The 24972-nt window shown below is 72.8% G+C and carries 22 protein-coding genes; 11 read left to right on the plus strand and 11 right to left on the minus strand.

What is annotated here, in order from left to right; all coding sequences use genetic code 11:
* Positions 1-44 precede the first annotated feature (44 nt).
* Genes SGA01_RS22525 through SGA01_RS22535 form a run of 3 tightly spaced genes read right to left on the minus strand, consistent with a single transcriptional unit; the run spans position 45 to position 3620 of the window.
* Complete coding sequence (locus SGA01_RS22525; RefSeq protein ID WP_055643751.1) at positions 45-728, minus strand: response regulator; 684 nt, start codon at positions 726-728, stop codon at positions 45-47.
* 49 nt (positions 729-777) lie between these two features.
* Positions 778-2433 carry a murein biosynthesis integral membrane protein MurJ gene (gene murJ, locus SGA01_RS22530; RefSeq protein ID WP_141298231.1) on the minus strand — a complete coding sequence of 552 codons (1656 nt, stop codon included), beginning with the start codon at positions 2431-2433 and terminating at the stop codon, positions 778-780.
* Positions 2430-3620, minus strand: coding sequence for a lipid II:glycine glycyltransferase FemX (locus SGA01_RS22535; RefSeq protein ID WP_141298232.1), 1191 nt, complete (start codon positions 3618-3620; stop codon positions 2430-2432). The genes murJ and SGA01_RS22535 overlap by 4 nt, the downstream gene beginning before the upstream one ends.
* 206 nt (positions 3621-3826) lie before the next feature.
* Here SGA01_RS22535 and SGA01_RS22540 point away from each other — a divergent pair, with 206 nt between their 5' ends.
* The gene (locus tag SGA01_RS22540; RefSeq protein ID WP_141298233.1) at positions 3827-5008 is read left to right on the plus strand and encodes a L,D-transpeptidase family protein; all 1182 of its coding nucleotides are present in this window, start codon (positions 3827-3829) and stop codon (positions 5006-5008) included.
* A gap of 4 nt (positions 5009-5012) precedes the next feature.
* Here the strand turns inward: SGA01_RS22540 and SGA01_RS22545 are convergent, their stop codons facing one another.
* Positions 5013-5690, minus strand: a complete 678-nt coding sequence (locus tag SGA01_RS22545) for a pirin family protein (RefSeq protein WP_141298234.1) — start codon at positions 5688-5690, stop codon at positions 5013-5015.
* A gap of 94 nt (positions 5691-5784) precedes the next feature.
* On the opposite strand from SGA01_RS22545, the gene fasR reads away from it, so the two are divergent.
* The 5 genes from fasR (at position 5785) to fabF (ending at position 10673) form a co-directional block, all read left to right on the plus strand.
* Positions 5785-6966 (plus strand): fatty acid biosynthesis transcriptional regulator FasR, encoded by a 1182-nt coding sequence (gene fasR, locus SGA01_RS22550; protein WP_055643746.1) that lies wholly within the window; start codon positions 5785-5787, stop codon positions 6964-6966.
* A gap of 89 nt (positions 6967-7055) precedes the next feature.
* Positions 7056-7973: an ACP S-malonyltransferase gene (locus SGA01_RS22555; RefSeq protein WP_141298235.1), complete on the plus strand. Its 918-nt coding sequence runs from the start codon at positions 7056-7058 to the stop codon at positions 7971-7973.
* Between the two features lie 18 nt (positions 7974-7991).
* Positions 7992-9023 carry a ketoacyl-ACP synthase III gene (locus tag SGA01_RS22560; protein WP_055643744.1) on the plus strand — a complete coding sequence of 344 codons (1032 nt, stop codon included), beginning with the start codon at positions 7992-7994 and terminating at the stop codon, positions 9021-9023.
* A gap of 59 nt (positions 9024-9082) precedes the next feature.
* On the plus strand, positions 9083-9331 hold the full coding sequence (locus SGA01_RS22565; protein ID WP_141298236.1) for an acyl carrier protein: 249 nt from the start codon (positions 9083-9085) through the stop codon (positions 9329-9331).
* 79 nt (positions 9332-9410) lie between these two features.
* Complete coding sequence (gene fabF, locus SGA01_RS22570; RefSeq protein ID WP_141298237.1) at positions 9411-10673, plus strand: beta-ketoacyl-ACP synthase II; 1263 nt, start codon at positions 9411-9413, stop codon at positions 10671-10673.
* A gap of 76 nt (positions 10674-10749) precedes the next feature.
* Here the strand turns inward: fabF and SGA01_RS22575 are convergent, their stop codons facing one another.
* On the minus strand, positions 10750-12303 hold the full coding sequence (locus SGA01_RS22575; protein WP_141298238.1) for an outer membrane protein assembly factor BamB family protein: 1554 nt from the start codon (positions 12301-12303) through the stop codon (positions 10750-10752).
* 65 nt (positions 12304-12368) lie between these two features.
* Complete coding sequence (locus SGA01_RS22580; RefSeq protein WP_055643740.1) at positions 12369-12863, minus strand: DUF3145 domain-containing protein; 495 nt, start codon at positions 12861-12863, stop codon at positions 12369-12371.
* Positions 12864-13121: 258 nt separating this feature from the next.
* On the opposite strand from SGA01_RS22580, the gene SGA01_RS22585 reads away from it, so the two are divergent.
* Positions 13122-14033 (plus strand): SGNH/GDSL hydrolase family protein, encoded by a 912-nt coding sequence (locus SGA01_RS22585; RefSeq protein WP_141298239.1) that lies wholly within the window; start codon positions 13122-13124, stop codon positions 14031-14033.
* Positions 14034-14091: 58 nt separating this feature from the next.
* Here the strand turns inward: SGA01_RS22585 and SGA01_RS22590 are convergent, their stop codons facing one another.
* Positions 14092-16527: a glycoside hydrolase family 3 protein gene (locus SGA01_RS22590; protein WP_141298240.1), complete on the minus strand. Its 2436-nt coding sequence runs from the start codon at positions 16525-16527 to the stop codon at positions 14092-14094.
* A gap of 157 nt (positions 16528-16684) precedes the next feature.
* Here SGA01_RS22590 and SGA01_RS22595 point away from each other — a divergent pair, with 157 nt between their 5' ends.
* Positions 16685-17257 carry a TetR/AcrR family transcriptional regulator gene (locus SGA01_RS22595; RefSeq protein WP_141298241.1) on the plus strand — a complete coding sequence of 191 codons (573 nt, stop codon included), beginning with the start codon at positions 16685-16687 and terminating at the stop codon, positions 17255-17257.
* 6 nt (positions 17258-17263) lie between these two features.
* On the opposite strand, the gene SGA01_RS22600 is transcribed toward SGA01_RS22595, so the two are convergent.
* The gene (locus SGA01_RS22600) at positions 17264-18064 is read right to left on the minus strand and encodes an NAD(P)-dependent oxidoreductase (RefSeq protein ID WP_141298242.1); all 801 of its coding nucleotides are present in this window, start codon (positions 18062-18064) and stop codon (positions 17264-17266) included.
* Positions 18065-18113: 49 nt separating this feature from the next.
* On the opposite strand from SGA01_RS22600, the gene SGA01_RS22605 reads away from it, so the two are divergent.
* A complete protein-coding gene (locus SGA01_RS22605) occupies positions 18114-19031 on the plus strand; it encodes a LysR family transcriptional regulator (protein ID WP_141298243.1) in 918 nt (305 codons plus the stop codon).
* Positions 19032-19054: 23 nt separating this feature from the next.
* Positions 19055-19777 (plus strand): carbon-nitrogen hydrolase family protein, encoded by a 723-nt coding sequence (locus SGA01_RS22610; protein WP_371866118.1) that lies wholly within the window; start codon positions 19055-19057, stop codon positions 19775-19777.
* 146 nt (positions 19778-19923) lie between these two features.
* On the opposite strand, the gene SGA01_RS22615 is transcribed toward SGA01_RS22610, so the two are convergent.
* Positions 19924-22110 carry a M4 family metallopeptidase gene (locus tag SGA01_RS22615; RefSeq protein WP_229917552.1) on the minus strand — a complete coding sequence of 729 codons (2187 nt, stop codon included), beginning with the start codon at positions 22108-22110 and terminating at the stop codon, positions 19924-19926.
* 146 nt (positions 22111-22256) lie between these two features.
* Between SGA01_RS22615 and SGA01_RS22620 the strand changes: the two genes are divergently transcribed.
* Positions 22257-23219, plus strand: coding sequence for a LysR family transcriptional regulator (locus tag SGA01_RS22620; protein ID WP_141298245.1), 963 nt, complete (start codon positions 22257-22259; stop codon positions 23217-23219).
* A gap of 26 nt (positions 23220-23245) precedes the next feature.
* On the opposite strand, the gene SGA01_RS22625 is transcribed toward SGA01_RS22620, so the two are convergent.
* Positions 23246-24061, minus strand: a complete 816-nt coding sequence (locus tag SGA01_RS22625; RefSeq protein ID WP_141298246.1) for a pectate lyase — start codon at positions 24059-24061, stop codon at positions 23246-23248.
* Positions 24062-24074: 13 nt separating this feature from the next.
* Entirely contained in the window at positions 24075-24914 is an 840-nt protein-coding gene (locus SGA01_RS22630; RefSeq protein WP_141298247.1) for an EI24 domain-containing protein, read from the minus strand.
* Positions 24915-24972 lie beyond the last annotated feature (58 nt).

The raw sequence follows: 24972 nt of genomic DNA on the forward strand, positions 1-24972 counted from the left end.
ACGGGACTTCACGCCTGCCTTCACACGCGTCTTCACACGGGTCTTCACAGGGGACCGAAGCGGTAGCCGAAGCCGCGCAGGGTCTGGATGTAGCGGGGTTCGCCGGGGGTGTCCTCGATCTTGTTGCGCAGCCGCCGGACGCAGGCGTCGACCAGCCGGGCGTCGCCGTGGTAGCTGTGCTCCCAGACGTGTTCGAGGAGCTGCTGCCTGCTGAAGACCTGCTCGGGGGCGGCCGTGAGGTGGAGCAGCAGCTTCAGCTCGGAGGGGGCGAGGGCGAGCCGCTCGCCGGCCTTGGCGACGGTGAGTCCGGCCCGGTCGACGGCGAGCTGCCCGTGGAACTCGACGCCCGGGCGGCCCGCGCCGGGCTCCTCGATCCGCCGCAGCACGGCCCGTATCCGCGCCTCGATGACCTCGGTACGGGCGGGCTTGACGATGTAGTCGTCGGCACCGGCCTCCAGGCCTATGACGACGTCGAAGTCGTCACCGCGGGCGGTGAGCATGATGATCGGCAGCTGGCTGCTCTCCCGCACGCGGTGGCAGACCTGGACGCCGTTCATGCCGGGGAGCATGAGGTCGAGGAGGAGCAGGTCGGGCCTGAACTCCCCGAGGGCGGCGAGCCCGGCCTCCCCGGTGGCCGCGGTCCGCACCTCGTGCCCGCGGCGGCGCAGCCCGAGTTCGACGCCCTCGCGGACGGAGGGGTCGTCTTCTATGAGGAGCACGCGGGGCATCTGTGGAGTATCCCAGGGTCGTTCGGACGCCCCCGAAGGGGGCGGCGGGTCACGCTCTGCGCCCGAGGGCGCGGAGGCGGGTGGTGCCGGTGGCGAGGAGAGCCTGTACCTCGACGAGGCGGAGGGGACGGGCGAGCAGGGCGAAGACGCCGAGGACGGCGAGACCGCCGGCGAGACCGGCGGCGACGGCGCCGGCCGGGCCGGTCAGGTCGGCGACGAACAGGCCGTATCCGGCGGCGGGGACGGCGGCGACGAGGAGCCGCGCGAGCGCGGAGCCCGCACCGCCGCTCTCACCGGGGGCGGCCCGTCCCGCGGTGCCCCGCAGCCTGCGTCCGAGGACGTACGCGGTGAGGGCCCAGCCCGCCCACAGGGCGATCGAGTAGCCCGCGGCCATGCCCGCGACGGCCCAGTGGGCCGGGAGGTAGTGGTACGCGGCCAGGGAGAGCCCGGCGTTGAGGCCGGCGATCACCAGGTTGAGGAAGAAGGGCGTGCGGGTGTCGCGCAGGGCGTAGAAGGCGCGGGTGCACACGTACTGGCCGGAGAGGGCGACGAGGCCGGGCGCGAAGGCGATCATGATCCAGGACATCGCGCGCACGTCGTCGCCGCCGGTCTCCCCGTATCCGAAGACCGCGGTCATCAGCGGGACGGCCAGGGCGAGGAGCGCGCAGGCCGCCGGGACGACGGCCGCCGCGCTGGTGCGCTGCGCGTAGGCGACGTCCCGGCGGACGCCCGCGAGGTCGCCGTCGGCGGCGGCGCGGCTCATCCGGGGCAGCAGCGCGGTGACGAGGGAGACGGTGATGATGCCGTGCGGGACGGTCCACAGCTGGTAGGCGTTGTTGTACGCGGCGAGGCCGCTGCCGCCCGAGGTGTCGGAGCCCGAGGAGGTGGCGACCCAGGTGGTCACCCAGTACGCGCCCTGGTTGGTGAGGACGAGCAGCACCAGCCAGCCGGCCGCGCGCAGCGGCGCGGCGAGGCCGCTGCCGCGGAAGTCGAAGCGCGGGCGCCAGCGGAAGCCGGCGGCGCGCAGCGAGGGCAGGAGGGCGAGGGCCTGGACGGCGATACCGGCCGTGGTGCCCCAGCCGAGGAGCGCGGTCTCGCCGGGGGTCAGCTCGCCGCCGTCACTGACGACGAGGAAGAGGCCGAAGACGGCGACGAGGACCACGTTGTTGAGGACGGGGGTCCACATCATGGCGCCGAACCGGCCACGGGCGTTGAGGACCTGGCCGAGGAGGGTGAAGAGGCCGAGGAAGAGGATCTGCGGCAGGCAGGCGCGGGCGAAGGCGACCGTCATCTCCCGCTGCTCGCCCACGTAGTCGGTGTACGTGTCGACGATCAGCGGCGCGGCGAGCACGGCGGCCGCCGTGAGGACGGTGAGGGCGATCGCGCAGAGGGTGAGGAGGCGGTCGGTGTAGGCGACGCCGCCGTCCTCGTGCTCCTTGGCGGCCTTGACCAGTTCGGGGACGAAGACGGCGTTGAGGGCGCCGCCGAGGAGCAGCATGTAGATGATGGTGGGGACGGAGTTGCCCACCGCGTAGCCGTCGGCGACCAGGCCCGCGCCGAGCGCGGCGGCGACGAAGGAGGCCCGGACGAAGCCGGTGGCGCGGGAGACGAGCGAGCCCGCCGCCATGAGCGCGCCGCTGCGGAGCGCGGAGGGGGCCTTCGTCTTCGGGCGCTCGGCGGTGAGCGTGGCGGCCGGGCTCGTCACCGGCGGGCCAGATATGCCTGGAAGGCGCGGAACAGCGCCTGGTTGGTCGTGCCTTGCATCGGAATCTCCCACTCCCCCAGCGTCTCGACGATCTGTCCGCCCGTGCCGAGCTTCCAGCGCAGGAGCCCGTGGGCGCGGTCGCCCGGATCGAGGGTGGAGGGTACCCCGCGGAGGTCGTAGACGGCGGCGCCGAGGGCGTGGGCATCGAGCATCATGCGCCACTGGAGGGCGTTGGAGGGGCGGACCTCGCGGCGGTGGTCGGCGGAGGCGCCGGTCTGGTACCAGACGCGGGCGCCGACGGTGACCATGGTGTGGGCCGCGAGTATCTCGCCCTCGTGGCGGGCGAGGTAGAGCCGCATCCGGCCGGGCTGTTCGGCGTTGAGGACGGCGTACTGGCGCTCGTAGTAGGCGAGGGAGCGGCCGAGCCGGAAGCCGTCGCGCTCCTCGGTGATGCGGAGCAGCCGGTAGAACTCGGGCAGGTCGGCGGCGGAGCCGATGGTGATCTCGACGCCGGACTTGCCGGCCTTGCGGACGTTGCGCCGCCACTCCTGGTTGAGGCCGGACCAGAGGTCGTCGGTGGAGCGGCCGACGAGCGGGACCTGGAAGACGTGGCGGGGCTGGGCGTCGGCGCCGTCCGCGGAGTCGCCGCCGCACTTGCGCCAGCCGCGGGCGCGGAGGCGCTCGGCGACGACGGTGCCGAGCGGGTCGACCTCGTCGGCGAGGACGTCGGCGAGACGGCGGCCGGGACCGGTGGCGGCCTTGGCGGTGGCGGCGCTCCAGCGGCGGTACGCGGGGCCGGGGCCCATGCGGACGGCGAAGACGCCGGAGGCGCGGAGGTGGCCGAGGAGCGGGGAGAGCCAGCCGTCCAGGTCGGGGTCGGACCAGTCGGCGACGGGCCCTTCGGGGAGGTAGGCGAAGTACTTGCGGGTGCCGGGGAACGCGCGGAGCAGGACGAGGGCGACGCCCGTGAGTTCGCCGGAATCCGGTCCCCAGCCGATGAGTTGGTGAGTCCAGCCGTCCTTGACCTGAGCCCAGGAGGGGAGTTGGAGGAAGCTGGGTCCGTCCGCGCCGGTGGCGCGGGAGGCGAGGAACGCTCGGTACGTCTCGGGTGTCACGGGGCCGAGCCTGACCGGGCCCGCGGGGGCACGGCGGTCGGTGGGTGCGGCCGTCACGAGCAGCGCTGACACAACGGGAGCCTCCTGGTTCCGCCCCTCGGTGGTGGGGCGCACAGCAGGCTCACAGCCGAATTCGACGGAAGCGCACGGTCATTGTGACCGGACGGTGACCGTTCCGCCTCAGGCCTTGTCATACGGGCCTCCGGCGGCCCGCGGGGCGGCAGGTCGGCCTACAGTCCGGAACATCCCACCTTCTTCCCTCACCGCGGAGGTCTTCCGTGCTGCCGATACGCACGCCCCGTTCCGTTCTCGTGGCCGTCGCCCTTGGCGTCACGCTCACCGCCTGTTCCGCCCAGGCGGCGAGCGGCCCGGGCACCGGCCCGTCGAAGTCGGGTGCCCCCGCGTCGGGGGCGTCCCCGGCGAAGGTGACGGTCGTGGACCCGGCGGCCGGCCGGCCGGTCTCGGTGACCGCCTCGGGCGGCACGCTCGCGGTGGTGCGGGTCGCCGACGCGGAGGGCGGGGTCCTCACCGGCCGTACGGGCAAGGGGGCTACGAGCTGGACGTCGGACCGCAAGGCGGTGCCGGGCACCTCGTACACGGTGGAGGTGACCTCCCGTACCGCCGACGGGAAGGAGTCGACCACCCGGTCGTCCTTCGAGACGGCGGAGCCGAAGGCGGTCAACAAGCTGACCCTGGCGCCCGGCAAGAACACGACGGTGGGCATCGGGCACCCCCTGTCGATCGTCTTCGACCTGCCGGTGACGCGGAAGGCGGACGTGGAGCGGCAGTTGAAGGTCACCACCTCGAACGCCACCGAGGGCTCCTGGGGCTGGGTGAAGGACTACTCGGGCCGCGACAGGGCGGACTGGCGGCCCAAGGAGTACTGGAAGCCCGGCACGAAGGTCACCCTCGCGGCGGACCTCGACGGCACCGACTCGGGCGGCGGCTGGTTCGTACGGGACTACCTCACCGGCTTCACCGTCGGCGCCGCGCAGGTCGTCAAGGTCGACCTGGACCGGCAGAAGCTGACGCTGGAGCGGGACGGGCGCGCGGTGCGCACGATCCCGGTCTCCGGCGGCACCCCGGGCGGCGACAAGCGGTCCTGGCGGGGCACGGCCGTCCTGATGGCGAAGGAGGGCACCATCAACATGAACTCGGAGACGGTCGGACTCGGGGACGCGTACAACAAGGACGTGGACTACTCGATGCGGCTGACCTGGTCGGGCATGTACGCGCACGCGGCCCCGTGGAACGCCGCGTACTTCGGCAAGGCGAACAAGAGCTCCGGCTGCATCGGCATGAGCGACGAGAACGCCTCGTCCTTCTACGCCTCGGTGAACGTCGGCGACCCCTTCGAGATCACCGGCCGCGACACCAAGGGCACGGTCGCGGAGGGCAACGGCTACGGGGCGTGGAACCTGAGCTGGGCGCAGTGGAAGGCGAAGAGCGCGCTCGCCTGAAGGGTCAGCCGAGGCCCTTGCGCCAGTCCCGCATCTCCCAGACCAGGACCTCCGCATCGGTCGTGGCGACGAGCGTGCCCGCCGCGGGCCCGGTGAGCCGGGCCGCGTCGCCGGGGCCCAGGTCCGTGGCGGGGTCGACGTGGAGCCGGACCGTGCCCCGGACGACATGGACGTACACGAAGTCGGCGGCCGGCACCGGGGCGCTCTCGCCCGCCGCCGGCCGCAGGAGGTGCAGCCGCGCGTCCGCCGCCGGCAGGTCGTAGGACCCGTCGAGCCCGCGGACCACCTCGTACGCGGGCTCCCCGCCCGGCACCAGCGGCGCGAGCCACATCTGCACGAAGACGAGGGGCACGTCGGCGTCGTTGCGTTCGACGTGCCGGACGCCCCCGGCGGAGCCGAGCCGCTGGAGGTCGCCGGGGCGGACGACGGTGGTGTGACCGGCGGTGTCGTGGTGGGTGAGCTCGCCCTCGACGACCCAGGTGACGATCTCGGTGTGGCTGTGCGGGTGCTCGTCGAAGCCCGCGCCGGGCGCGAGCCGCTCCTCGTTGCAGGCGAGGAGCGCGCCGAAGCGGAGGTTGTCGGGGTCGTAGTACGACCCGAAGGAGAGGGCGTGCCGGGTCTCGATCCCGGCCGCCGGGTCGCCCCCGGGGTACCGCTCGGCTGCCCGCTGGATGCGTGTCACGGGCCCCACCGTATCCGGGGCCGGCGCCGGGCCTCCGGGGTCGAATCCGCCCCGCCCCCGCATGTCGGCGCCCTGATAAGGCAGTCTTGTCCCCGTGCCAGAACCCACGAACGCCGCTCATCCGCATTCCGCGACCCTGAAGCGCCTCGAACAGTCCTCCGGGAGGCTCGCCGCCGGCGCGATCGCCCGTATGGACGAGACGCTGCCGTGGTACCGGGCGATGCCGCCCGAGAACCGTTCCTGGATCGGCCTGGTCGCCCAGGCCGGTATCGCCGCGTTCACCGAGTGGTTCCGGCACCCCGAGACGCCGCAGGCGATCTCGACGGACGTCTTCGGCACCGCGCCCCGTGAGCTGACCCGGGCGATCACCCTGCGCCAGACCGTGGAGATGGTCCGCACCACGATCGAGGTCATGGAGTCGGCGATCGACGAGGTCGCCGCCCCCGGCGACGAGTCCGTGCTCCGCGAGGCGCTGCTCGTCTACGCCCGGGAGATCGCCTTCGCCACCGCCCAGGTGTACGCGCAGGCCGCCGAGGCCCGGGGCGCCTGGGACGCGCGGCTGGAGTCGCTCGTGGTGAACGCGGTGCTGTCCGGCGAGGCCGACGAGGGCGCCGTCTCGCGGGCCGCCGCCCTCGGCTGGAACTCGCCGGACCATGTCTGCGTGATCCTCGGCACCGCCCCCGACGGGGACAGCGAGCTGACCGTGGAGGCGATCCGGCGGGCCGCCCGGCACGCCAAGCTCCAGGTCCTCACCGGTGTCCTCGGCGACCGGCTCGTCGTCATCGCGGGCGGGAACGACAATCCCCTCGCCGTGGCGAAGTCGCTGATCGGCCCGTACGCGTCCGGTCCGGTCGTGGCCGGTCCCGTCGTCCCCGACCTGCTGGCCGCGACCCGCTCCGCGCAGGCCGCGGCGGCCGGCCTCAAGGCCTGCTCCGCCTGGCAGGACGCGCCCCGCCCGGTCCTCGCGGACGATCTCCTCCCGGAGCGCGCCATCGCCTCCGACCCTTCGGCGCGCGAGCAGCTGGTGGAGGAGATCTACAGACCGCTGGAGGAGGCGGGCTCGGCGCTGCTTGAGACGCTGAGCGTCTATCTGGAGCAGGCGAGCAGCCTCGAAGGCGCGGCGCGGATGCTGTTCGTGCACCCCAACACCGTGCGCTACCGGCTCCGACGTGTGACCGACGTCACCGGCTGGTCACCCTCCGATGTCCGCTCCGCGTTCACGCTGCGGATCGCGCTCATTCTCGGGCGCTTGGCCGACGGGGATGCCCAGTCCTAGACTTTTGTCGAAGACCAACAATTCCCCCGACGGTTCTTCGTCCTTGTCCTCACGGGCGCCGGGAGCCGTCCGCAAGAGAGAGTGTGAGGGTGCTCGTACTCGTCGCTCCCGGCCAAGGCGCTCAGACGCCCGGCTTCCTGACTCCCTGGCTCGAACTTCCCGGTGCCGCCGACCGCATCGCGGCCTGGTCCGAGGCCATCGGGCTTGACCTCGTCCACTACGGCACGAAGGCCGACGCGGACGAGATCCGTGACACCGCCGTGGCGCAGCCGCTGCTCGTCGCCGCCGGCCTGCTCTCCGCCGCGGCCCTCGGCGAGGTGGCGCCCGGCGCCGTCGCCGGTCACAGCGTCGGCGAGTTCACGGCCGCCGCGTTCGCGGGCGTCCTCGACGACACCGCCGCGCTGCGTCTCGTCCGTACCCGTGGTCTCGCGATGGCCGAGGCCGCCGCGGTCACCGCGACGGGCATGTCGGCGCTGCTCGGCGGCGACCCCGAGGTGACCGTCCCGCACCTGGAGAAGCTCGGGCTGACCGCGGCCAACGTGAACGGCGCGGGCCAGATCGTGGCCGCCGGCACGCTGGAGCAGCTGGCCGCCCTCGACGCGGACAAGCCGGAGGGCGTCCGCCGGGTCGTCGCGCTCAAGGTCGCCGGCGCGTTCCACACGCACCACATGGCTCCCGCGGTCGCGAAGCTGGAGGAGGCGGCCGCCGCGCTGTCCCCGGCGGACCCGGCCGTGACGTACGTCTCCAACAAGGACGGGCGGACCGTCGCCACCGGCGCCGAGGTCCTCGCGCGTCTGGTCGGCCAGGTAGCGAACCCGGTCCGCTGGGACCTGTGCATGGAGACCTTCCAGGAGCTCGGCGCGACCGCCCTGATCGAGGTGTGCCCCGGCGGCACCCTCACCGGCATCGCGAAGCGCGCCCTGCCTGGCGTGGCCACGGTCGCCCTCAAGACCCCCGACGACCTCGACGCGGCCCGTACGCTCATCGCCCAGCACGCGGCCGTCTGAGAAGGAGTGTCGAGAAGCATGTCGAAGATCAAGCCCAGCAAGGGCGCCCCGTACGCGCGGATCCTGGGTGTCGGCGGCTACCGCCCGACCCGGGTCGTGCCGAACGAGGTGATCCTCGAGACGATCGACTCGTCCGACGAGTGGATCCGCTCACGCTCCGGCATCTCCACCCGCCACTGGGCCTCTCCGGAGGAGACCGTCACCGCCATGTCGGTGGAGGCCTCCGGCAAGGCCATCGCCGACGCCGGGATCACCCCGGAGCAGATCGGTGCCGTGGTCGTCTCCACGGTCTCGCACTTCAAGCAGACCCCGGCCGTGGCCACCGAGATCGCCGACAAGATCGGCGCCGGGAAGCCGGCCGCGTTCGACATCTCCGCCGGTTGCGCGGGCTTCGGCTACGGCCTGACGCTCGCCAAGGGCATGATCGTCGAGGGTTCGGCGGAGTACGTCCTCGTCATCGGTGTCGAGCGGCTCAGCGACCTGACGGATCTGGAGGACCGCGCGACGGCCTTCCTGTTCGGCGACGGCGCCGGTGCCGTGGTCGTCGGCCCCTCGGACGTGCCGCACATCGGCCCGACCGTCTGGGGTTCCGAGGGCGACAAGTCCGAGACGATCAAGCAGACCGTGCCGTGGAACGAGTTCCACGGCGGCGACGTCTCGAAGCTGCCTCTCAACGAGGCCGGCGAGATCAAGTTCCCCGCCATCACGCAGGAGGGTCAGGCGGTCTTCCGCTGGGCCGTCTTCGAGATGGCGAAGGTCGCCCAGCAGGCGATGGACGCCGCCGGCATCACGGCGGACGACCTGGACGTCTTCATCCCGCACCAGGCGAACATGCGGATCATCGACTCGATGGTGAAGACACTGAAGCTGCCGGAGCACGTCATGGTCGCCCGTGACGTGGAGACCACCGGCAACACCTCGGCCGCCTCGATTCCGCTCGCGATGGAGCGGCTCCTGGCGACCGGGAAGGCGAAGAGCGGCGACACCGCGCTCGTCATCGGCTTCGGGGCGGGTCTCGTCTACGCCGCGACGGTCGTTACCCTCCCCTAGGCACACCGGATCTTCCGGAAGCCTCTCTTACCGAAGTAACCGCAAGAAGGAGCGCCACTATGGCTCACACGCAGGATGACATCGTCAAGGGTCTCGCCGAGATCGTCAACGAGATCGCCGGCATCCCGGTCGAGGACGTCGAGCTGGGCAAGTCGTTCACCGACGACCTGGACGTCGACTCGCTGTCCATGGTCGAGGTCGTCGTCGCCGCCGAAGAGCGCTTCGACGTCAAGATCCCGGACGAGGACGTCAAGAACCTCAAGACGGTCGGCGACGCTGCCGACTACATCCTGAAGCACCAGGCCTGATTCGGCCCCTGCTGACTCGGTCCGCCACCCGGCGGTGGCGCCGTATTCCGACCATCACACACATGGAGAACGAATTCCTGTGAGCTCGACCAATCGCACCGTGGTCGTCACCGGTATCGGCGCAACCACACCGCTGGGTGGCGACTCCGCATCGACCTGGGAAGGTCTGCTTGCGGGACGCTCCGGCGTGAAGCCCCTGGAGGGCGAGCGCTTCGCGGAGCTGCCCGTCCAGATCGCCGCGTCCGCCGCCGTCGACCCCGGTGACGTCCTGCCCCGCCCGCTCGCCCGCAAGCTGGACCGCTCGGCGCAGTTCGCCGTGATCGCGGCCCGCGAGGCCTGGGCCGACGCGGGCTACACCGCCCCCGCCGGCGAGGACGAGAAGATCGTGCCCGAGCGGCTCGGCTCCGTCATCGCCTCCGGCATCGGCGGTGTCACCACGCTGCTCGACCAGTACGACGTGCTGAAGGAGAAGGGCGTCCGCCGCGTCTCCCCGCACACCGTGCCCATGCTCATGCCGAACAGCCCCTCCGCCAACGTCGGTCTGGAGGTGAACGCCCGCGCGGGCGTCCACACCCCGGTCTCCGCGTGCGCGTCGGGTGCCGAGGCGATCGGCTACGCCGTCGAGATGATCCGCACCGGCCGTGCCGACGTGGTCATCGCCGGCGGTACCGAGGCCGCGATCCACCCGCTGCCGATCGCCGCCTTCGCCAACATGATGGCGATGTCCAAGAACAACGACGAGCCGACGAAGGCCTCGCGTCCGTACGACACCGGCCGGGACGGCTTCGTCCTCGGCGAGGGCGCGGGCGTCGTGATCCTGGAGTCCGAGGAGCACGCGAAGGCGCGCGGCGCGCGTATCTACTGCGAGGTCCTCGGCCAGGGCCTGTCGGCCGACAGCCACCACATCGCGCAGCCCGAGCCGACCGGCCGGGGCATCGCCGCCGCGATGCAGAACCTGCTCGACTCGACGGACCTCAAGCCCTCCGAGGTCGTCCACCTCAACGCGCACGCCACGTCGACGCCGCAGGGTGACGTCGCCGAGATCAAGGCACTGCGGAAGGTCCTGGGCGATGACCTCGACCACGTCGCGATCTCCGCGACGAAGTCGATGACCGGTCACCTCCTGGGCGGCGCGGGCGGCATCGAGACCGTCGCGACGGTCCTGGCGCTCCACAACCGCCTGGCCCCGCCGACGATCAACATCGACGACCTGGACCCCGAGGTCGACGCGGACATCGTCCGCGGCGAGCCCCGCGAGCTCCCCCAGGGCACGATCGCCGCGATCAACAACAGTTTCGGTTTCGGCGGCCACAACGTGGTCCTGGCGTTCCGCACGGTCTGATCGCCTGATTCCCGCCTGACGACGGAGGCCCGTCCCCACACCGGGGACGGGCCTCCGTCGCGTTCTCCGCCGACCGTCAGCGCAGGGCGAAGGCCGCCGGTTCGGCCTGCATGTTGATCTGGTTGAGGACGACGTGGCCGCCGGGGACGGGGAGCAGTTCCGGGGCGATGGAGATCGCCGGGAGCTCGGCCGTGTCGGGCTTCAGGACCGTGGCCGTCCTGCCCGTGGCGGGGTCGAGGAGGGTGACCGACGCGTCGGACCCGAGGTAGGCGACGCGGCCGTCGGGCTCGGCGGCTAGTGCCATCGTCTGGCCCTCGTCGTCGTGCGCCCAGGCCTTCCGGCCGTCCTTCAGGGAGTACGCGACGACCCGGTCCGGCACCATCGACTCGTGCTCGGCGAAGGTGATCAGGAGGCCGTCGCGCACGAGGGGCCTGACGGTGCGGCCGTCGCCGACGCCTTCGGGGGCGGAGAGGACTCCCTCCGGCCCGGAGAGCGGTACGGACGCGGTCGGGGCTCCCTTGTCGTCGAAGCCCAGGAAGGCGTGGGTGCCGCGGGCGTCCGCCTCGTCGACCGCGACGACCGCCGGGGCGACGGAGACCACCGACGCCGTGGCCGTCGACTCGACGGGCAGGTCCCGGGTCCACCGCTGGGTGCCCGTACGGGTGTCGAGGGCGAGGAGCCGGGCGCCCTTGCCGCACTGCTCGACGAGGAGGGTACGGGTGGCGTCGGCGTCGAGCGCCAGGGGCAGGCACCCCTTGGGCGCCGGCCGCTGCCAGCGCTGCTCTCCGGACTCGGTGGAGCGGGCCCGGACCGTTCCGTCCTCGGCGGTGACGGCGGTGGTGCCGCCGACGGCGAGCGCGTTCCCGACGAGGCCCGTGCCACCGAGCTTGCGCCGCCACATGACCTTGCCGTCGGAGGTCCGGACGGCGAGCAGGGTCGCGCAGGGCTTCTCGTGCCGGCCGTGCGCGACGAGCCCGATGCCCTCCTCGGTGTCCGGGGTGATCGCGCACAGGGCCTCGCGGGTGGGTGCGGGCACACTCCACCGGACGGAGCCGCCGGCGGCGTCGTACGCGAAGAGTCCGTCGATCCGCCCCTGGGCGACGGTCGGGCCGAGGGCCCAGGAGCCGACGCCCTCGTCGTACTTCTGGCCGACGGCCGGGACCGTCCACGGGACGGCCGGGGCGGCGTCGAGGGAGGAGGCCGCCGTGGGCCGTGCGGACGTCGACGGCTGCGCGGACGCCGACGGGCGGCCCTTCGCGGTCCCGCCGCCGTCCCGTTCGTCGTCGTCCCCGGACGTGGCCGCCCAGATGCCGGCGGCGAGGACGGCGACGGCCCAGACGACCACGGCGGCGACGAACGAGGCACGGCCCGGGGCTGCGGGCCCGGTGGCGGTGTCGGTCTTGTCGAGGCTCGGGCCGCCGCCGCTGTCGCGTGTCGTAGCCGTACGGCCCGCCGCCGCACGGACGGTGACCCCCACGGCCGTGAGGACCAGGGCGCAGACCACCGCCGCCCAGCCCGTCGGCCAGTCGCCGGCGACGACGCCCGCCCCGAGGAACACCGCCGCCGCGCCGAACGCGGCCCCCGACAGCGCCACGGCGCCCGTGGAGGGCCCCCTGCGTTCAGGTATCACGTCTCTCCCGCCCGGCGCGCCCCCTGCGCGCCCGGGCGGAATCTACAACGCGCGGGTGAAGCGCATCAGACGACTTGGTGAAGCCAGCGGACGGGGGCGCCCTCGCCCGCGTACCGGAAGGGCTCCAGCTCGTCGTCCCAGGGCTTTCCGAGGAGTCTGGCGACCTCGGCCTCCAGCTGCGTCTCGCCCTGGAGGGAGCGCGCCAGGGCGGCTCGCAGCCGGTCCTCGGGGATCAGGATGTCGCCGTGCATGCCGGTGACGGCATGGAAGATGCCCAGGTCGGGGGTGGCGCTGTAGCGCTCGCCCTCGGCGGTGGGGCAGGGTTCCGCGGTCACCTCGAAGCGGAGCATCTGCCAACCGCGCAGCGCGGAGGCGAGTTTGGAGGCGGTGCCGGTCTGCCCCTTCCAGGAGAACTCGGCTCTCCAGGTGCCGGGGGACGCCGGCTGGCGGATCCAGTCGAGCTGGACCCTCGCACCGAGGACACCCGCGACCGCCCATTCGACGTGCGGGCACAGCGCGCGCGGTGCGGAGTGTACGTACAGGACTCCACGTGTCGTCACCGGGACCTCCAGTGTGGGACGAGGTTCGCCTTCCCAGCGGCCTCAGTTAACAGCGTCCGGAGCAAAACATCGCAAACCCTCGAAAAGGGGACAGCATGTGACGTGATGTAATTTACCGGAGCCCATCGGCGAAGGCGCCTCTGGTTCGACGGGGGAAAAGCTACCGTGCCGCACCGTCATCGGTGTGACGTACGGTCGGTCCGAGGGCCGGGGAACACGAACCTTTCACCCGCCAGGACGCCGAAGGAGGGGCCGAGGATGCGCGGCCGACGCAGAATTCGTACCGCTGTCGTCTCCGCCGCGGCGGCGCTGCTGTGCGCGGGAGTGGCCTCCGGCTGCACGACCGGGAGCCCGGGCGCGGCGCCTCCCGCCGAGAGTCGGCCCCCGACACCCACGCCGAGTCCGACGCCGAGCCCGACGCCGGCCTCCCTGTGGGACGTCTCCCCCGCCTCCGTCGCCGCCGTCGGCGATTCCGTCACCCGCGCCTTCGACGCCTGCGCGGTCCTCGCGGACTGCCCCGAGGTGTCCTGGGCGACCGGGACGGACACGGCCGTCAACAGCCTGGCGTTGCGGCTGCTCGGCCCCGGGAAGGTGGCCACGCGCAGCTGGAACCTGGCGCGGACGGGCGCCCGGATGGCGGAGCTGCCCGAGCAGATGGCGGGGGCGGCGGCCGAGAGGCCGGAGCTGGTGACGGTGATGATGGGCGCCAACGACGCCTGCCGGCCGACGCCGGAACTCATGACCCCGGTCGCCGACTTCCGCTTCTCCTTCGAGACGGCGCTGGCCCGGCTGCGGGTGGGCGCGCCGAAGGCGCAGGTGTACGTGTCGAGCGTGCCCGACCTGAAGCACCTCTGGTCGACGGGGCGGCACAGCCCGGAGGGCCTGAAGGTGTGGAAGCTGGGGATCTGCGGCTCGATGCTGGCGGACGCGGAGGACCTGGGCCCGGCGGCGGAGCGGCGCCGGACGGCGGTGCGGGAGCGGGTCGTGGCGTACAACAAGGTCCTGGAGGAGGTCTGCGCCGAGGACGAGCGCTGCCGGTACGACGGCGGGGCGGTCTTCGGTTTCCGGTTCGACGGCGGGCAGTTGAGCCCGTGGGACTGGTTCCATCCGAGCCGGGACGGGCAGGCGCGGCTCGCGGAGCTCGCGTACCGGCGGATCACGAAGGAGTGAGGAGCCCCGGGACGGTTGTCAGGTTCCGTCCCGGGGCCCGGTTCGTGGGGATCGGGGGTCAGATCTCCAGGGTGGCGGTCAGGCGGGCGTCCACGAGGGAGTGGGCCGCCACGACCTCGTAGGCGCCGGGGACGAGGGCCCAGTCGCCCTTCTCCTCGTCCCAGATCTCGAAGGCGCGGCGGGGCAGCGCGATCTCGGTCTCGACGGTCTCGCCGGGCGCGGCCTCGACGCTCGCGAAGGCGGCCAGCCAGCGCGCCGGGCGCTCCACCTGGTCGGCGACGGGCGCCAGGTAGATCTGGACGACCTCGCGGCCGGTGCGGTCGCCGGTGTTGGTGAGCCGGACGGTGACCGTCTCGGGGGCGGCGGTCAGGGAGTCGTACGACCAGGTCGTGTAGCCGAGGCCGTGGCCGAAGGCGTACGCGGGGACGGCGCCGGCCCTGTCCCAGGCGCGGTAGCCGATGAAGACGCCCTCGGTGTAGTCGAGTACGCCCTCGGTGGGGGTGACCTCGGTGACGGGGACGTCGGCGAGGGCGGCGGGCCAGGTGGTGGGGAGGCGGCCGCCGGGCTCCTCGGCGCCGGTGAGGACGTCGGCGAGGGCGTCGCCGCCCTCCTGGCCGGGGAACCAGCTGAGCAGGATCGCGGCCACGTCCTCGCGCCACGGCATCTCGACCGGGGAGCCGGCGTTGACGACGACGACGGTGTTCGGGTTGGCGGCGGCGACGGCCCGTACGAGCTCGTCCTGGCGGCCGGGGAGGGCGAGGTCCTTGCGGTCGAAGCCCTCGGACTCGACGCGCTCGGTGGTGGCGACGACCACGACGGCGGTGTCGGCGGCGCGGGCGGCCTCGACGGCTTCGGTGATCAGTTCGTCGGGGCCCCGGCGGGGACCGAGGTGGACGAAGGAGAACATGACGGCCGGCAGCGGCGCCGCGAACTCCTTGTCCAGGGTGTGGCGCAGGGAGACCTCGACGGTCTCGCCGGCGGTGAGGGCGACCTTGGCGCGCTCGACCGGGGAGCCGAAGAACGCCTCGAAGGGGTCGGTCTCGGGACCCATCGCCTGGACGCCGTCGAAGACGGTGACGCCGCCGACGGTGAGGGCGAAGGCACCGAGGCCGCGGGTGCCGAAGGAGTGCTCGCCGGACTCGCGCGGGGTGAAGGTGCCGAGGACCTCGATGGAGGCGAGGGCCTCGTGGGTGACGCCGGCGGGCAGGTCGTCGCCGATCCACTGGACCTGGCCGTTGGGCAGGGAGCCCTCGCCGAGGACCCGGCCCTCGGCGTCGCGGCAGCGGGCGCGGAGGGTGAAGCCCTGATCGGCGGGGGTGAGTTCCTCGCTGGGGTCGGCGCCGACGGTGAAGGTCAGGGCGCCTTCGGGGAGGGCGGCGGTGAGGCCGGCGAGCGGGGAGACGACGTGGTCGGGGAAGACCTGGGCGGAGCCGCCGCCGAGGACGCGGGCGTCGCGGGCGGCGGCGCCGGAGAGGGCGACCGTGCCGCTCTTGAGGGGCAGGGCCCGGTTCTCGTTGCGGACGAGGACGAAGCCGCGGCGGGCGATCTCGCGGGCGAGGGCGTCGCCGTCGATGGCGGCGGGGTGTTCGGTGACGACCGCGGGGGCGCCTTCGAGGGCGCCGACGCGGGCGGCGAGCCGCAGGACGTTGCGTACGGCCGCGTCGACGGCGGACTCCTCGACCTCGCCGGCGCGGACGGCGGCGGCGAGGGCCTCGCCGTAGACGGTCTGCGGGCCGGGCATGGCGACGTCGAGGCCGCCCTCGATGTCGCCGGTGGTGGAGCGGGCGGCCATCCAGTCGGAGACGTTGTAGCCGTCGAAGCCCCACTCGCCGCGCAGGACCTCGTTGACGAGGTAGCGGTGCTCGGTCATCGTCACGCCGTTGACCCGGTTGTAGGCGGTCATGATGCCCCAGGGGTGGGCGTTCTTGACGATGGCCTCGAAGGGGGCGAGGTAGAGCTCGCGGAGCGGGCGCGCGGCGATCGTGTTGTCGACGGTGAAGCGGTCGGTCTCGGCGTCGTTGGCGACGAAGTGCTTGACGGTCGTGCCGACGCCGCCGTCCTGGACGCCCTGGACGTAGCCGGTGCCGATCTCACCGGTGAGGTACGGGTCCTCGCTGTACGCCTCGAAGTGGCGGCCGCCGAGGGGCGAGCGGTGCAGGTTGACGGTGGGCGCGAGCAGGACGTGGACGCCCTTGCGGCGGGCCTCCTGCGCGAGGAGCCGGCCGGCGCGGCGGGCGAGCTCGGGGTCCCAGGCGGCGGCGAGCGCGGTCGGGGACGGCAGGGCGACGGACGGGTCGTCGGCGGTCCAGCGGACACCGCGGACACCGATGGGTCCGTCGGACATGACCAGGGACTTCAGGCCGATCTCCGGCAGGGCGGGCAGGGACCACATGTCCTGGCCGCCGAGCAGCCGGGCCTTGGTGTCCAGGTCGAGCTTGCCGAGCGCCGCCTCGACGGCCGCGTTCCGCGCGGCCTCCGCGCTGTTCTCCACCATGGCCGTACCTCCTCGTTGACGTACCGATGACCCCGATGCGCCCATGGTGCACTCACCTACCTGTAGATCGGTAGGTGAAGTTATTATTCTGTTACTTTCATGGGTGGGCGAAGCGGTACCGTCCTGTCGGACGACCCTGCGAGAGGAGGCCGCGGCGATGGTGCGGGCCAGGAGCGAGGAGCGGCGGGCGGAGATCCTGCGCGCCGCCCTCGAAGTGATCGCCGAGCGCGGCTACCGCGGCGCGACCCTCGGATCCGTCGCCGAGCGCGTCGGGCTGACCCAGCAGGGGCTGCTGTACTACTTCCCCACGAAGGAGGCGCTGCTCGTCGCCGTCCTGGAGGAGCGCGACCGCTGGGACACGAGCGGCGGCCGGGACCGCGAGGGCTGGCGGGTCGACCTGCTGGAGTCCCTCGTCGAGTACAACGCGATGCGGCCCGGGATCGTGCAGACCTTCTCCGCCCTGCTGGGCGAGAGCGTCACCGACGGACACCCCGCGCGGACCTTCTTCACCGAGCGCTACGCGCAGGTCAGGGCCAACATGGCGGACGTGCTGCGGCTGGAGTTCGGCGACCGGCTCCCCGGGGGCCTGACTCCGGAGCAGGCGGCCCCGCTGCTCACCGCCGTCATGGACGGGCTCCAGTACCAGTGGCTCCTGGACCCCTCGGCGGTGGACATGCCGAGCGCCTTCCGTGACTTCCTGCGCCTGCTGCGGGGCGGCGGCGACGCCTGAGGGGAGTCAGCGGGCCACGGCCGCCAGGTCCTCGCCGAGCAGGGCCGGGTCCCCGGTCAGCGCGGTGTGGACCGCCTCCAGGACGGGCAGCTTCGCCAGCGCCGTCGCGAGGGCGACGTCCTTCGCGGCGAGGGCGACCGGGAAGTACGAGCCGGTGGCGGTGGCGCGCCCGACGGCTCCCGCGAGGGGGCCCGCGCCGAGGGTGCGGAGGGCGAGGTCGCGGGGCAGGCCCAGGGCGCCGGCGAGCGCGAGGGCCTCGGCGACGAGGGCGACGCCGCCGATGGCCGCGTTGATGAGGACGAGCTTGAGGGCGGCGCCGGCGCCGGGGCCGCCGCACGGGGTGGTGGCGCCGAGCAGGTCGAGGACGGCGGCGACGGGCGCGGTATCGCCGCCCGCGAGGATCAGGAGCTCGCCGGTGGCGGCCCGGTCGACGCTGCCCATGACGGGCGCGTCGATCAGGGTGACCCCGGCGGGGAGCCGGGCGGCCAGGGCGGCGACCGTGTCCGGGCCGACCGTCGAGGTGTCGATCCAGTGGGTGCCCGGGCGCAGCGCCGGGATCAGCCGGTCCGCGACGGCGAGCGCGGCGGCCGGGTCCGCGAGCATCGTGACGACGACGTCGGCGTCCCGGACGGCCTCGGCGGGGTCGGCGGCCCGGACGGCTCCGTCGGCGACGAGGGGGTCGGCCTTGGCGGGCGTGCGGTTCCAGACGGTCAGGGGGTGTCCGGCGTCGAGGAGGCGGCGGGCCATCGGCAGGCCCATGGATCCGAGGCCGAGGAAGGCGATCTTCTGCGGGGCGGTGTTGTCCATGCCCTCGACGCTAGGACCGCCTCCTTCATGCGACAAGCGAATGTCTAGCATGACTGCCATGTCTCTCTCGCATGGTCTGTACGAGGCGTTCCTCGCCGTCGCCCGCGCCGGCTCCTTCACCGCCGCCGCCCACGCCCTCGGCTACACGCAGTCCGCGGTCTCCCGCCAGGTCCAGTCGCTGGAGGACGAGATGGGGGCGGAGCTGTTCGAGCGGCTGCCGCGCGGGGTGCGGCTGACGGAGGCGGGCCGGGTGCTGCTTCCGCACGCCGAGGCGGTACGGGACCGGCTGGCCGCCGCCCGGGCCGAACTGGCCTCGCTGCGCACGCTCGACGGCGGGCTGCTGCGGCTGGGGGCCTTCTCCAGCGCCACCGCCTCCCTCGTGCCGCGCGCGCAGGCCGCGTTCCGCGAGCGGCATCCGGGGGTGGTGGTCACGCGTGTCGAGGGGCCGTCGGTCAAGCACCTCGGGCTCGTCGCGGCCGGGGAGGAGGACCTCGCGGTGGTCGGGCCGACGCCCGCCGCTCCCCCGCCGCCGGGTGTGACGCTGCACCACCTGCTCGACGAGCCGATGCTGGTGGCCCTGGCGCAGGGGCACCGGCACGCGGGGCGGCGGGCGGTGCGGCTCGCCGAGCTCGCCGACGAGGAGTGGATCACGGGCCACGAGCGCCTGGAGGACACGCTCTTCCGTCCGGCCGTCGCCGCCGGGTTCCGGCCGCGCACCGGGCTGCTCGCGCACGACTGGATCGCCAAGCTGGGGGCGGTCGCGGCGGACCTCGGGATCACGCTCGTGCCCGCGCTCGCGGCGGCCTCGGTGCGCCCGGACGTCGCACTCGTGACGATCCACCCGGACGACGTGCCGTACCGCCGGATCTGCGCGGCCGCGCCGAGCACGCCGACGGTGGCGGCGACCGCTTTCCTCGGCGTGCTGCGCGAGACGGCCGAGGCGCTAATACCCCCCACCCACCCTTGACCCTTACAGAAGGGCGCGGGATGATGGCCGCCGTGATCATCGCAGCCACCCAGTTCGCCCCGGTCGCCGGGGACATCGACGCCAACGTCCGTACGATCGCCGGGCTCGTCCGGGCCGCCGGGGCCGAGGGGGCCCGAGTGGTCGTCTTCGCCGAGCTCTGCCTCAGCGGGTACGAGCCCTCGCTGATCCGGGACACCCCCACGCTCGTCCTCACCGAGGACGACCCGCGCCTCGAACCGCTACGGGACGCCTGCCGGGAGGTCTCGGCGGCGGCCGTGGTCAACGGGCCCGTACGGACGGCCGACGGGCGGACCGGGGTCACCTCGCTGGTGATCGGGCCCGACGGCGGGCTCCTCGCCCGTTACGACAAGCAGCATCTGTACGGGATCGAGGAGGAGGTCTTCGCGCCGGGCACGGCCGACGGGCGGTTCGCGCTCGACGGGGTCCGCTTCGCGACGGCCACCTGCTACGACAACCGCTTCCCCGAGCTGGCCGAGCGGGCCGCGGCCGAGGGGTGCGCGGTGTATCTGGCGAGCTCGGTGCTCTCCGCCGACAACGACTCGTTCGAGGCGGTGTATCCGGTACGGGCGCGGGACTTCGGTCTGTACGTGGTCCTCGGCAACGTCCTCGGGGCCAACGAGGACGGGATCGGCACCGGCCGGGCCGGGGTCTGGGGCCCGGACGGGGAGCGGCTCGCGGACGCGGGGACGGACGCGCCGGGGTTCGTGCTGGCCGAGGTCGGCTGACGGGACACGGAACCACGGGACCACAGAGACACGGAGACACGGATACACGAAGGCACCGAGAAGCCGGGCGGCCGTGGGACATGCGGCCGCCCGGCTCGGGGAAGTCCGTCACGGGACCCCCGGCCCGTGACGGTGCCCCGTCCCCGTTACGGGGCGCTCAGGCCCAGCGTGTACGCGCCGGAGCCGCTGTACGCGTGGACCACGTACCGGTAGTAGCCCGCGGTGCCGTAGTAGCTGGTGTCCTCGTCGGCGGACGCCGTGCCGCCGACCGCCACGTCCACCCAGCCCGACCCGTTCCACTTCTGCAGGTAGAGGTCGAAGTCGGTGCCGGCCGGGCCGCGCAGGCAGCCCACGTGGGTGCCGGAGGTCGCCGAGTAGTAGTACGAGCCGTCGGGCTGGACCGCGGTCTGACCGGACGTCAGGCTGCCCTGGTAGCTGTACTCGGCGTTGTCGCAGCCGGTGGGCGGGGTCGTGGTGCCGACCGACAGCTGGTAGGTGACCGTGTGGGTGGCGGAGCCCGTACCGGTGACGGTGATCGGGTAGGTGCCGTTGGCCGTGCCGGCCGCGACCTGCACGGTCATCGTGGAGGAGGAGCCGGAGGTCACCGAGGTGGGGCTGAAGGAGACGGTGACGCCGCTCGGGGCGCCGCTCGCGGAGAGCTGGACGGTCTGCGCGCTGCCGCCGGTGGTGCTGGTGTTCACCGTCGAGGTGACGGAGGCACCCGGCTGGACCGAGCCCGTGGCCGGGTTCAGGGCGAGCGAGAAGTCCGGGTTGGTGGTGCCGCCACAGTCGGTCTCACCGGACTGGGCCGGGACGCCGATCGCGTTCCACGCCGCCTTCACCGCGTTGCACTCGGCGCTGCCGTAGGTGTTCTTGGCGCTGGTCAGCGTCGCCCTGCGGGCGGCGAGGTGGTTCCAGGAGGAGGTCTTCATGAGCAGCGCGCCCATGAAGATCTTGCCGGCCTTCTGGATGCCGATGCCGGTCACCGAGGAGGGGCCGCCGGAACATATGGGGCTGTTGGGCTTGCCGCCGCCCGGGTTGGAGCCCTCGGCGAGGAGGTAGAACCAGTGGTTCTGCGGGCCGGCCGCCGCGTGCACCTCGGTGCCGGAGGTCAACTGCGGGTAGCAGTTGGGGTCGTTGTTGATGAGCGACGGGTTGTACATGTTGCGGATCGGCTGGTTGTTGCCGGTGAAGTTCAGCTTCTCGCCGACCGTGTAGTCGGGGGTGTCGTTCGGGTTGTTGGCGAAGTGCTCGGTGAGCGCGCCGAAGATGTCGCCCGTCGACTCGTTCATCCCGCCGTTCTCGTTGGACGAGCCGGCGCTGCCCGGGGTCCGGTCGAAGATCTCGTGGCCGTACTCGTGCGCCACGACGTCGATGCCGGTGAGCTGGTTGGTGCCGTTCTGGTTGCGGCCGTACGTGGTCTTCGAACCGTCGTAGTACGCGTTGACCTGGCTCAGTCCGGCGCGGGCCGGGACCATGCCGCCCTGGCCGTTGATGCCGTTGTAGCCGAACCACTGCTTGAGCATGTCGGACTCGCGCTGGGCCGCGTACATGATGTCGACGCAGGCGGTGACCAGGTCGTTGGCGCCGTTGTTGCCCCAGGGCGAGGAGCCCGTGTAGGCGCTGCCGTTCTGGCCGCCGCACTTGAAGCCGCCGCGGCTGGTGTCGGTCATGGAGCTCGCGGCGGTGTCGATGGTGACGTTGCCGTTGTGGTAGCCGCGGCCGTCGGCGTGCTGGACCTTGTCGGTGGCCTGCGCGACGGAGCCGGTGCGCGCGTCGACGTAGGTGTCGAGGGCGCTCGGCGCGTTCTGCGCGGTGAGGCCGACGACCCGGGTGTGCCAGGTCAGGACGGCCTTGCCGCCCTTGAGGAGCACGGTCAGCTCCGGGGCGCTCGCGCTCTCCACGGAGGCGAGCTGCTTCCGGGCGGTCGCGAGGGCGGCGTCGGCGGTCACCTTGGCCTTGGTGGAGACCTTGATGGCGGGCGCCTTGGCGCCGGTCACCTCGCGGACCTTGCCGGCGCTGTCGGAGACGACGACCGCGTCGCCGCCGACGACCGGGAGGCCGCGGTAGGTGCGCTCGTACGAGGCGTAGTACAGGCCGTTCGACCAGGGGGTGACGGAGGTGCGGACGAGTTCCTCGTCGGCACCGTGCCGGAGCTCGTCGAGGCCGCTGGCCGCGGCGCCGTCGGCGGCGGCGAGCGCGAGGGACTTGCCGTGGCCCGGGGGTACGGGCTGCGCCTGCGGGGCCGCGGTGGCGGTGCCGGCGAGGGCGGTCGCGAGGCTCGCCGACAGCGCCAGGGCGGCCACGGCCGCCGTGATTCTGCTGGGGTGCAACGTCTGCTCCGATCGGGGTGGGATCGTGGTGGGGGAGACGGATCGTCGCGCCGAGTATGGGCGTGAACATGACCGGTTCGGGACATCTCATCCGGCATAAGACGCGGGTTATGGTGCGGCCGCGCGGTGCTGCGTACGCTGCTGAAATGCAGCTGGAGTTGAGGCATCTCGAGGCCGTCTGCCGGATAGCGGAAGCGGGCAGTCTGGGACGCGCGGCCGGCCGGCTCGGGGTCTCCCAGCCGGCGCTCTCCGCGCAGCTCCGGCGCATCGAACGGGTCGCGGGCGGGGAGCTCTTCCTGCGCGGCCGGAACGGCGTGGAGCCCACCCCGCTGGGCGAGTTCGTCCTCTCCAAGGCGCGGCTCGTCCTCGGCGAGATGGACGCGCTCGCCGCCGGGGCGCGGGCCGTCGCCCCCGGCACCCCCCTGCGGCTCGGCTGCATCCTGCTCGTCCTGGTCGACGGACTGCTCGGGCAGCTGGAGCGGGTGATGGCCGGTCAGGACATCGCGGTGACCGTGGAGCACTCGGCGACCACCCTGACCCGGCAGCTCGGCGCGGGCCGGTACGACGCCGTCCTGTACGGGGAGGTCAACGAGCACGAGGTCGCCCTGCCCGAGGGCACCACGGCCAGGACCCTGGTGCCCAAGGAGCCGTTCTGCGTGCGCCTCTCGGCCGCGCACCCGCTGGCCGGGAAGGAGCGGATCGCGCTGGCCGAGCTGGCCGGCGAGGACTGGATGACGCTGGTGGAGGACGACGACGGCGGGCCCGAGGCGCTGGTCGCCGCCTGTGCGAAGGCCGGGTTCACGCCCTCACTGCGGCACCGGGTCGCCGACCGGAAGATGCACTACGACCTGATCGCCTCGGGCCGGGCCATCTCCATGAGCCAGCCGACGGCCCCGTACGCGGAGGGCACGGTCCTGCGCCCCCTGGAGGGCGACCCGGTCCTGGGCCGGATCCGGCTGGCCTGGAACAGGGCGGCGGTCCCCGCTCGGCAGGCGGAGCAGCTGTACCGGGCGGCGGTCCACGCCTACCTGGCGAACGTCGGCAACAACGCCTTCTACCGGGAGTGGTGGGACGCCCGACCGGAACTGCACCCGGTCCTCGACGCCTGAAGACGCCGGGGACCGGGGGTGTACGCCTAGTCGTACGACAGGTCTCCGGCCGCGTAGCGGCAGCTGGTGCCGTCCGGGCCCGTGCCGATCTCCTTCGGCTCCTTGCCGGTGTTGTTGCCGGTGAAGCGGGTGCACGGCTTGATCTTCTTCTTGGTGTCGCCGTGGATCCGGATGTTGCGCAGGCTCGCGGTGTCGCCGTAGTTGGCGTTGACGCCGACGATCGACTTGCCGGGCGTGGTGATGTCGACGTCGTTGATCAGGATCGTGCGCGGGTACTGCTTCTTGCAGTTGCCGCAGGAGCGGACCAGCTTGCCGAAGTCGGCGACCTGGAACTTGTTCACGACCAGCTTGCCGGCGCCGTTGAACTGGAAGACCTTGTCGGACGCGCCCTTCGCGCCGCCGCCCTGGACCGCGTACACCGCGGTCTTCGAGGTGCCCTTGAAGGTGGCGGCGTCCTCGCCGACGTTCTCCCACCAGACGTTCTGGAGGGTGCAGCTGCCGAGGCAGTGGACCCCGTCGGCGGCGGGGGTGCCGATGACCACGTTCTTGAGGGTCGCGCCGTCCTTGAGGACGAAGAGGGGCTGCTGGCTCTCGCTCTGCCCGTCGGAGCCGAGCTCCCCGGTGCCGGCGAAGCGCTTGAGCTTGCCGTCATAAGTGCCCGAGACCTCGATGGTCGTGGCGACCGGCGTACTGCCCTTGGCCTGGGGCCAGGCGGGCAGCGTCGCCGCACCCGCGGGGGCGAGGAGCGTACTGGTGACGATCGCCGCGCCGGTGATGCCGAGGGCGCTCAGGCCGCCGACGACCGCGCGGCGGCGGCCGGTCTTCCGCTTGTGTGACGTCATGGGGCTTCTTTCCTCAGTGGGGGAGGTGGTGCACCCCCTTGTCGCCACCGAAGGACGGAAGGTTGCCGCGTTCTTGATCGTTTTCCTGGGAGTCGCCGTCCCGGTCGTCGCCGGCCGTCTCGCCGCGCAGGTCGCGGGCCATCAGGGTGGCTCCGGCGACGGCGCCGGGCATGAGGAAGACGGCGACGAACGGCACCAGGAAGGCGAGGGTCAGCGGCACGCCGAAGCCGAGGGTCAACATGCGGCGGCCGCGCAGCAGCGTGAGCCGCTCCTTGAGCTCGACGCCCCGGCGCTGGAGCGCGACGGCCGTGAGCTCCTCGGCGAGGAAGAAGCCGGAGACGCAGAAGCCGAGGACGGGGACGACCGTCTGGCCGATCACCGGGATGAAACCGCAGGCGAAGAGCAGGACGCCGTAGAACGCGACCCTCAGCAGGACCCGCAGGCTGTCACGGGCCGAGATCCACAGCTCGCGCCAGAGCGGGAGCCCGGACTCGGGCACGTCGCCGCCCTGACTGCGGTCGACCTCTTCGGAGAGGGACTCGTAGAAGGGCTGGCCGACGAGGAGGGTGACGGCGGTGAAGGTGATGACCGCGAGGAAGAGCCCGAAGGCGAAGACCAGGCCGGTGACCGTGGACCGGAGGAGCCCGAGCCAGGGCGAGCTCCAGTCGTCGGCGAACGGCGTCGCCCAGGCCGCCAGGTCGTCGGCTCCGTAGCCGAGACCGACGAGCGCGCCCACATAGAGGACGAGGGTCACGAGCCCGGGCAACAGCCCGAATCCGAACCACCGTCCGTGCCGGCCCACCCACTTCTGGCCCTGTACCAGGTATCTGAAACCCACCCCGAGATCACGCATGGGTTCACCCTACTGGGGCCGGTCGGAGGGGCCTGACGCGTCCCGGAGCGGCCTCGGG

The organism is Streptomyces gardneri (genome assembly GCF_006539185.1).
GTDB classification, from domain to species: Bacteria; Actinomycetota; Actinomycetes; order Streptomycetales; family Streptomycetaceae; genus Streptomyces; species Streptomyces gardneri.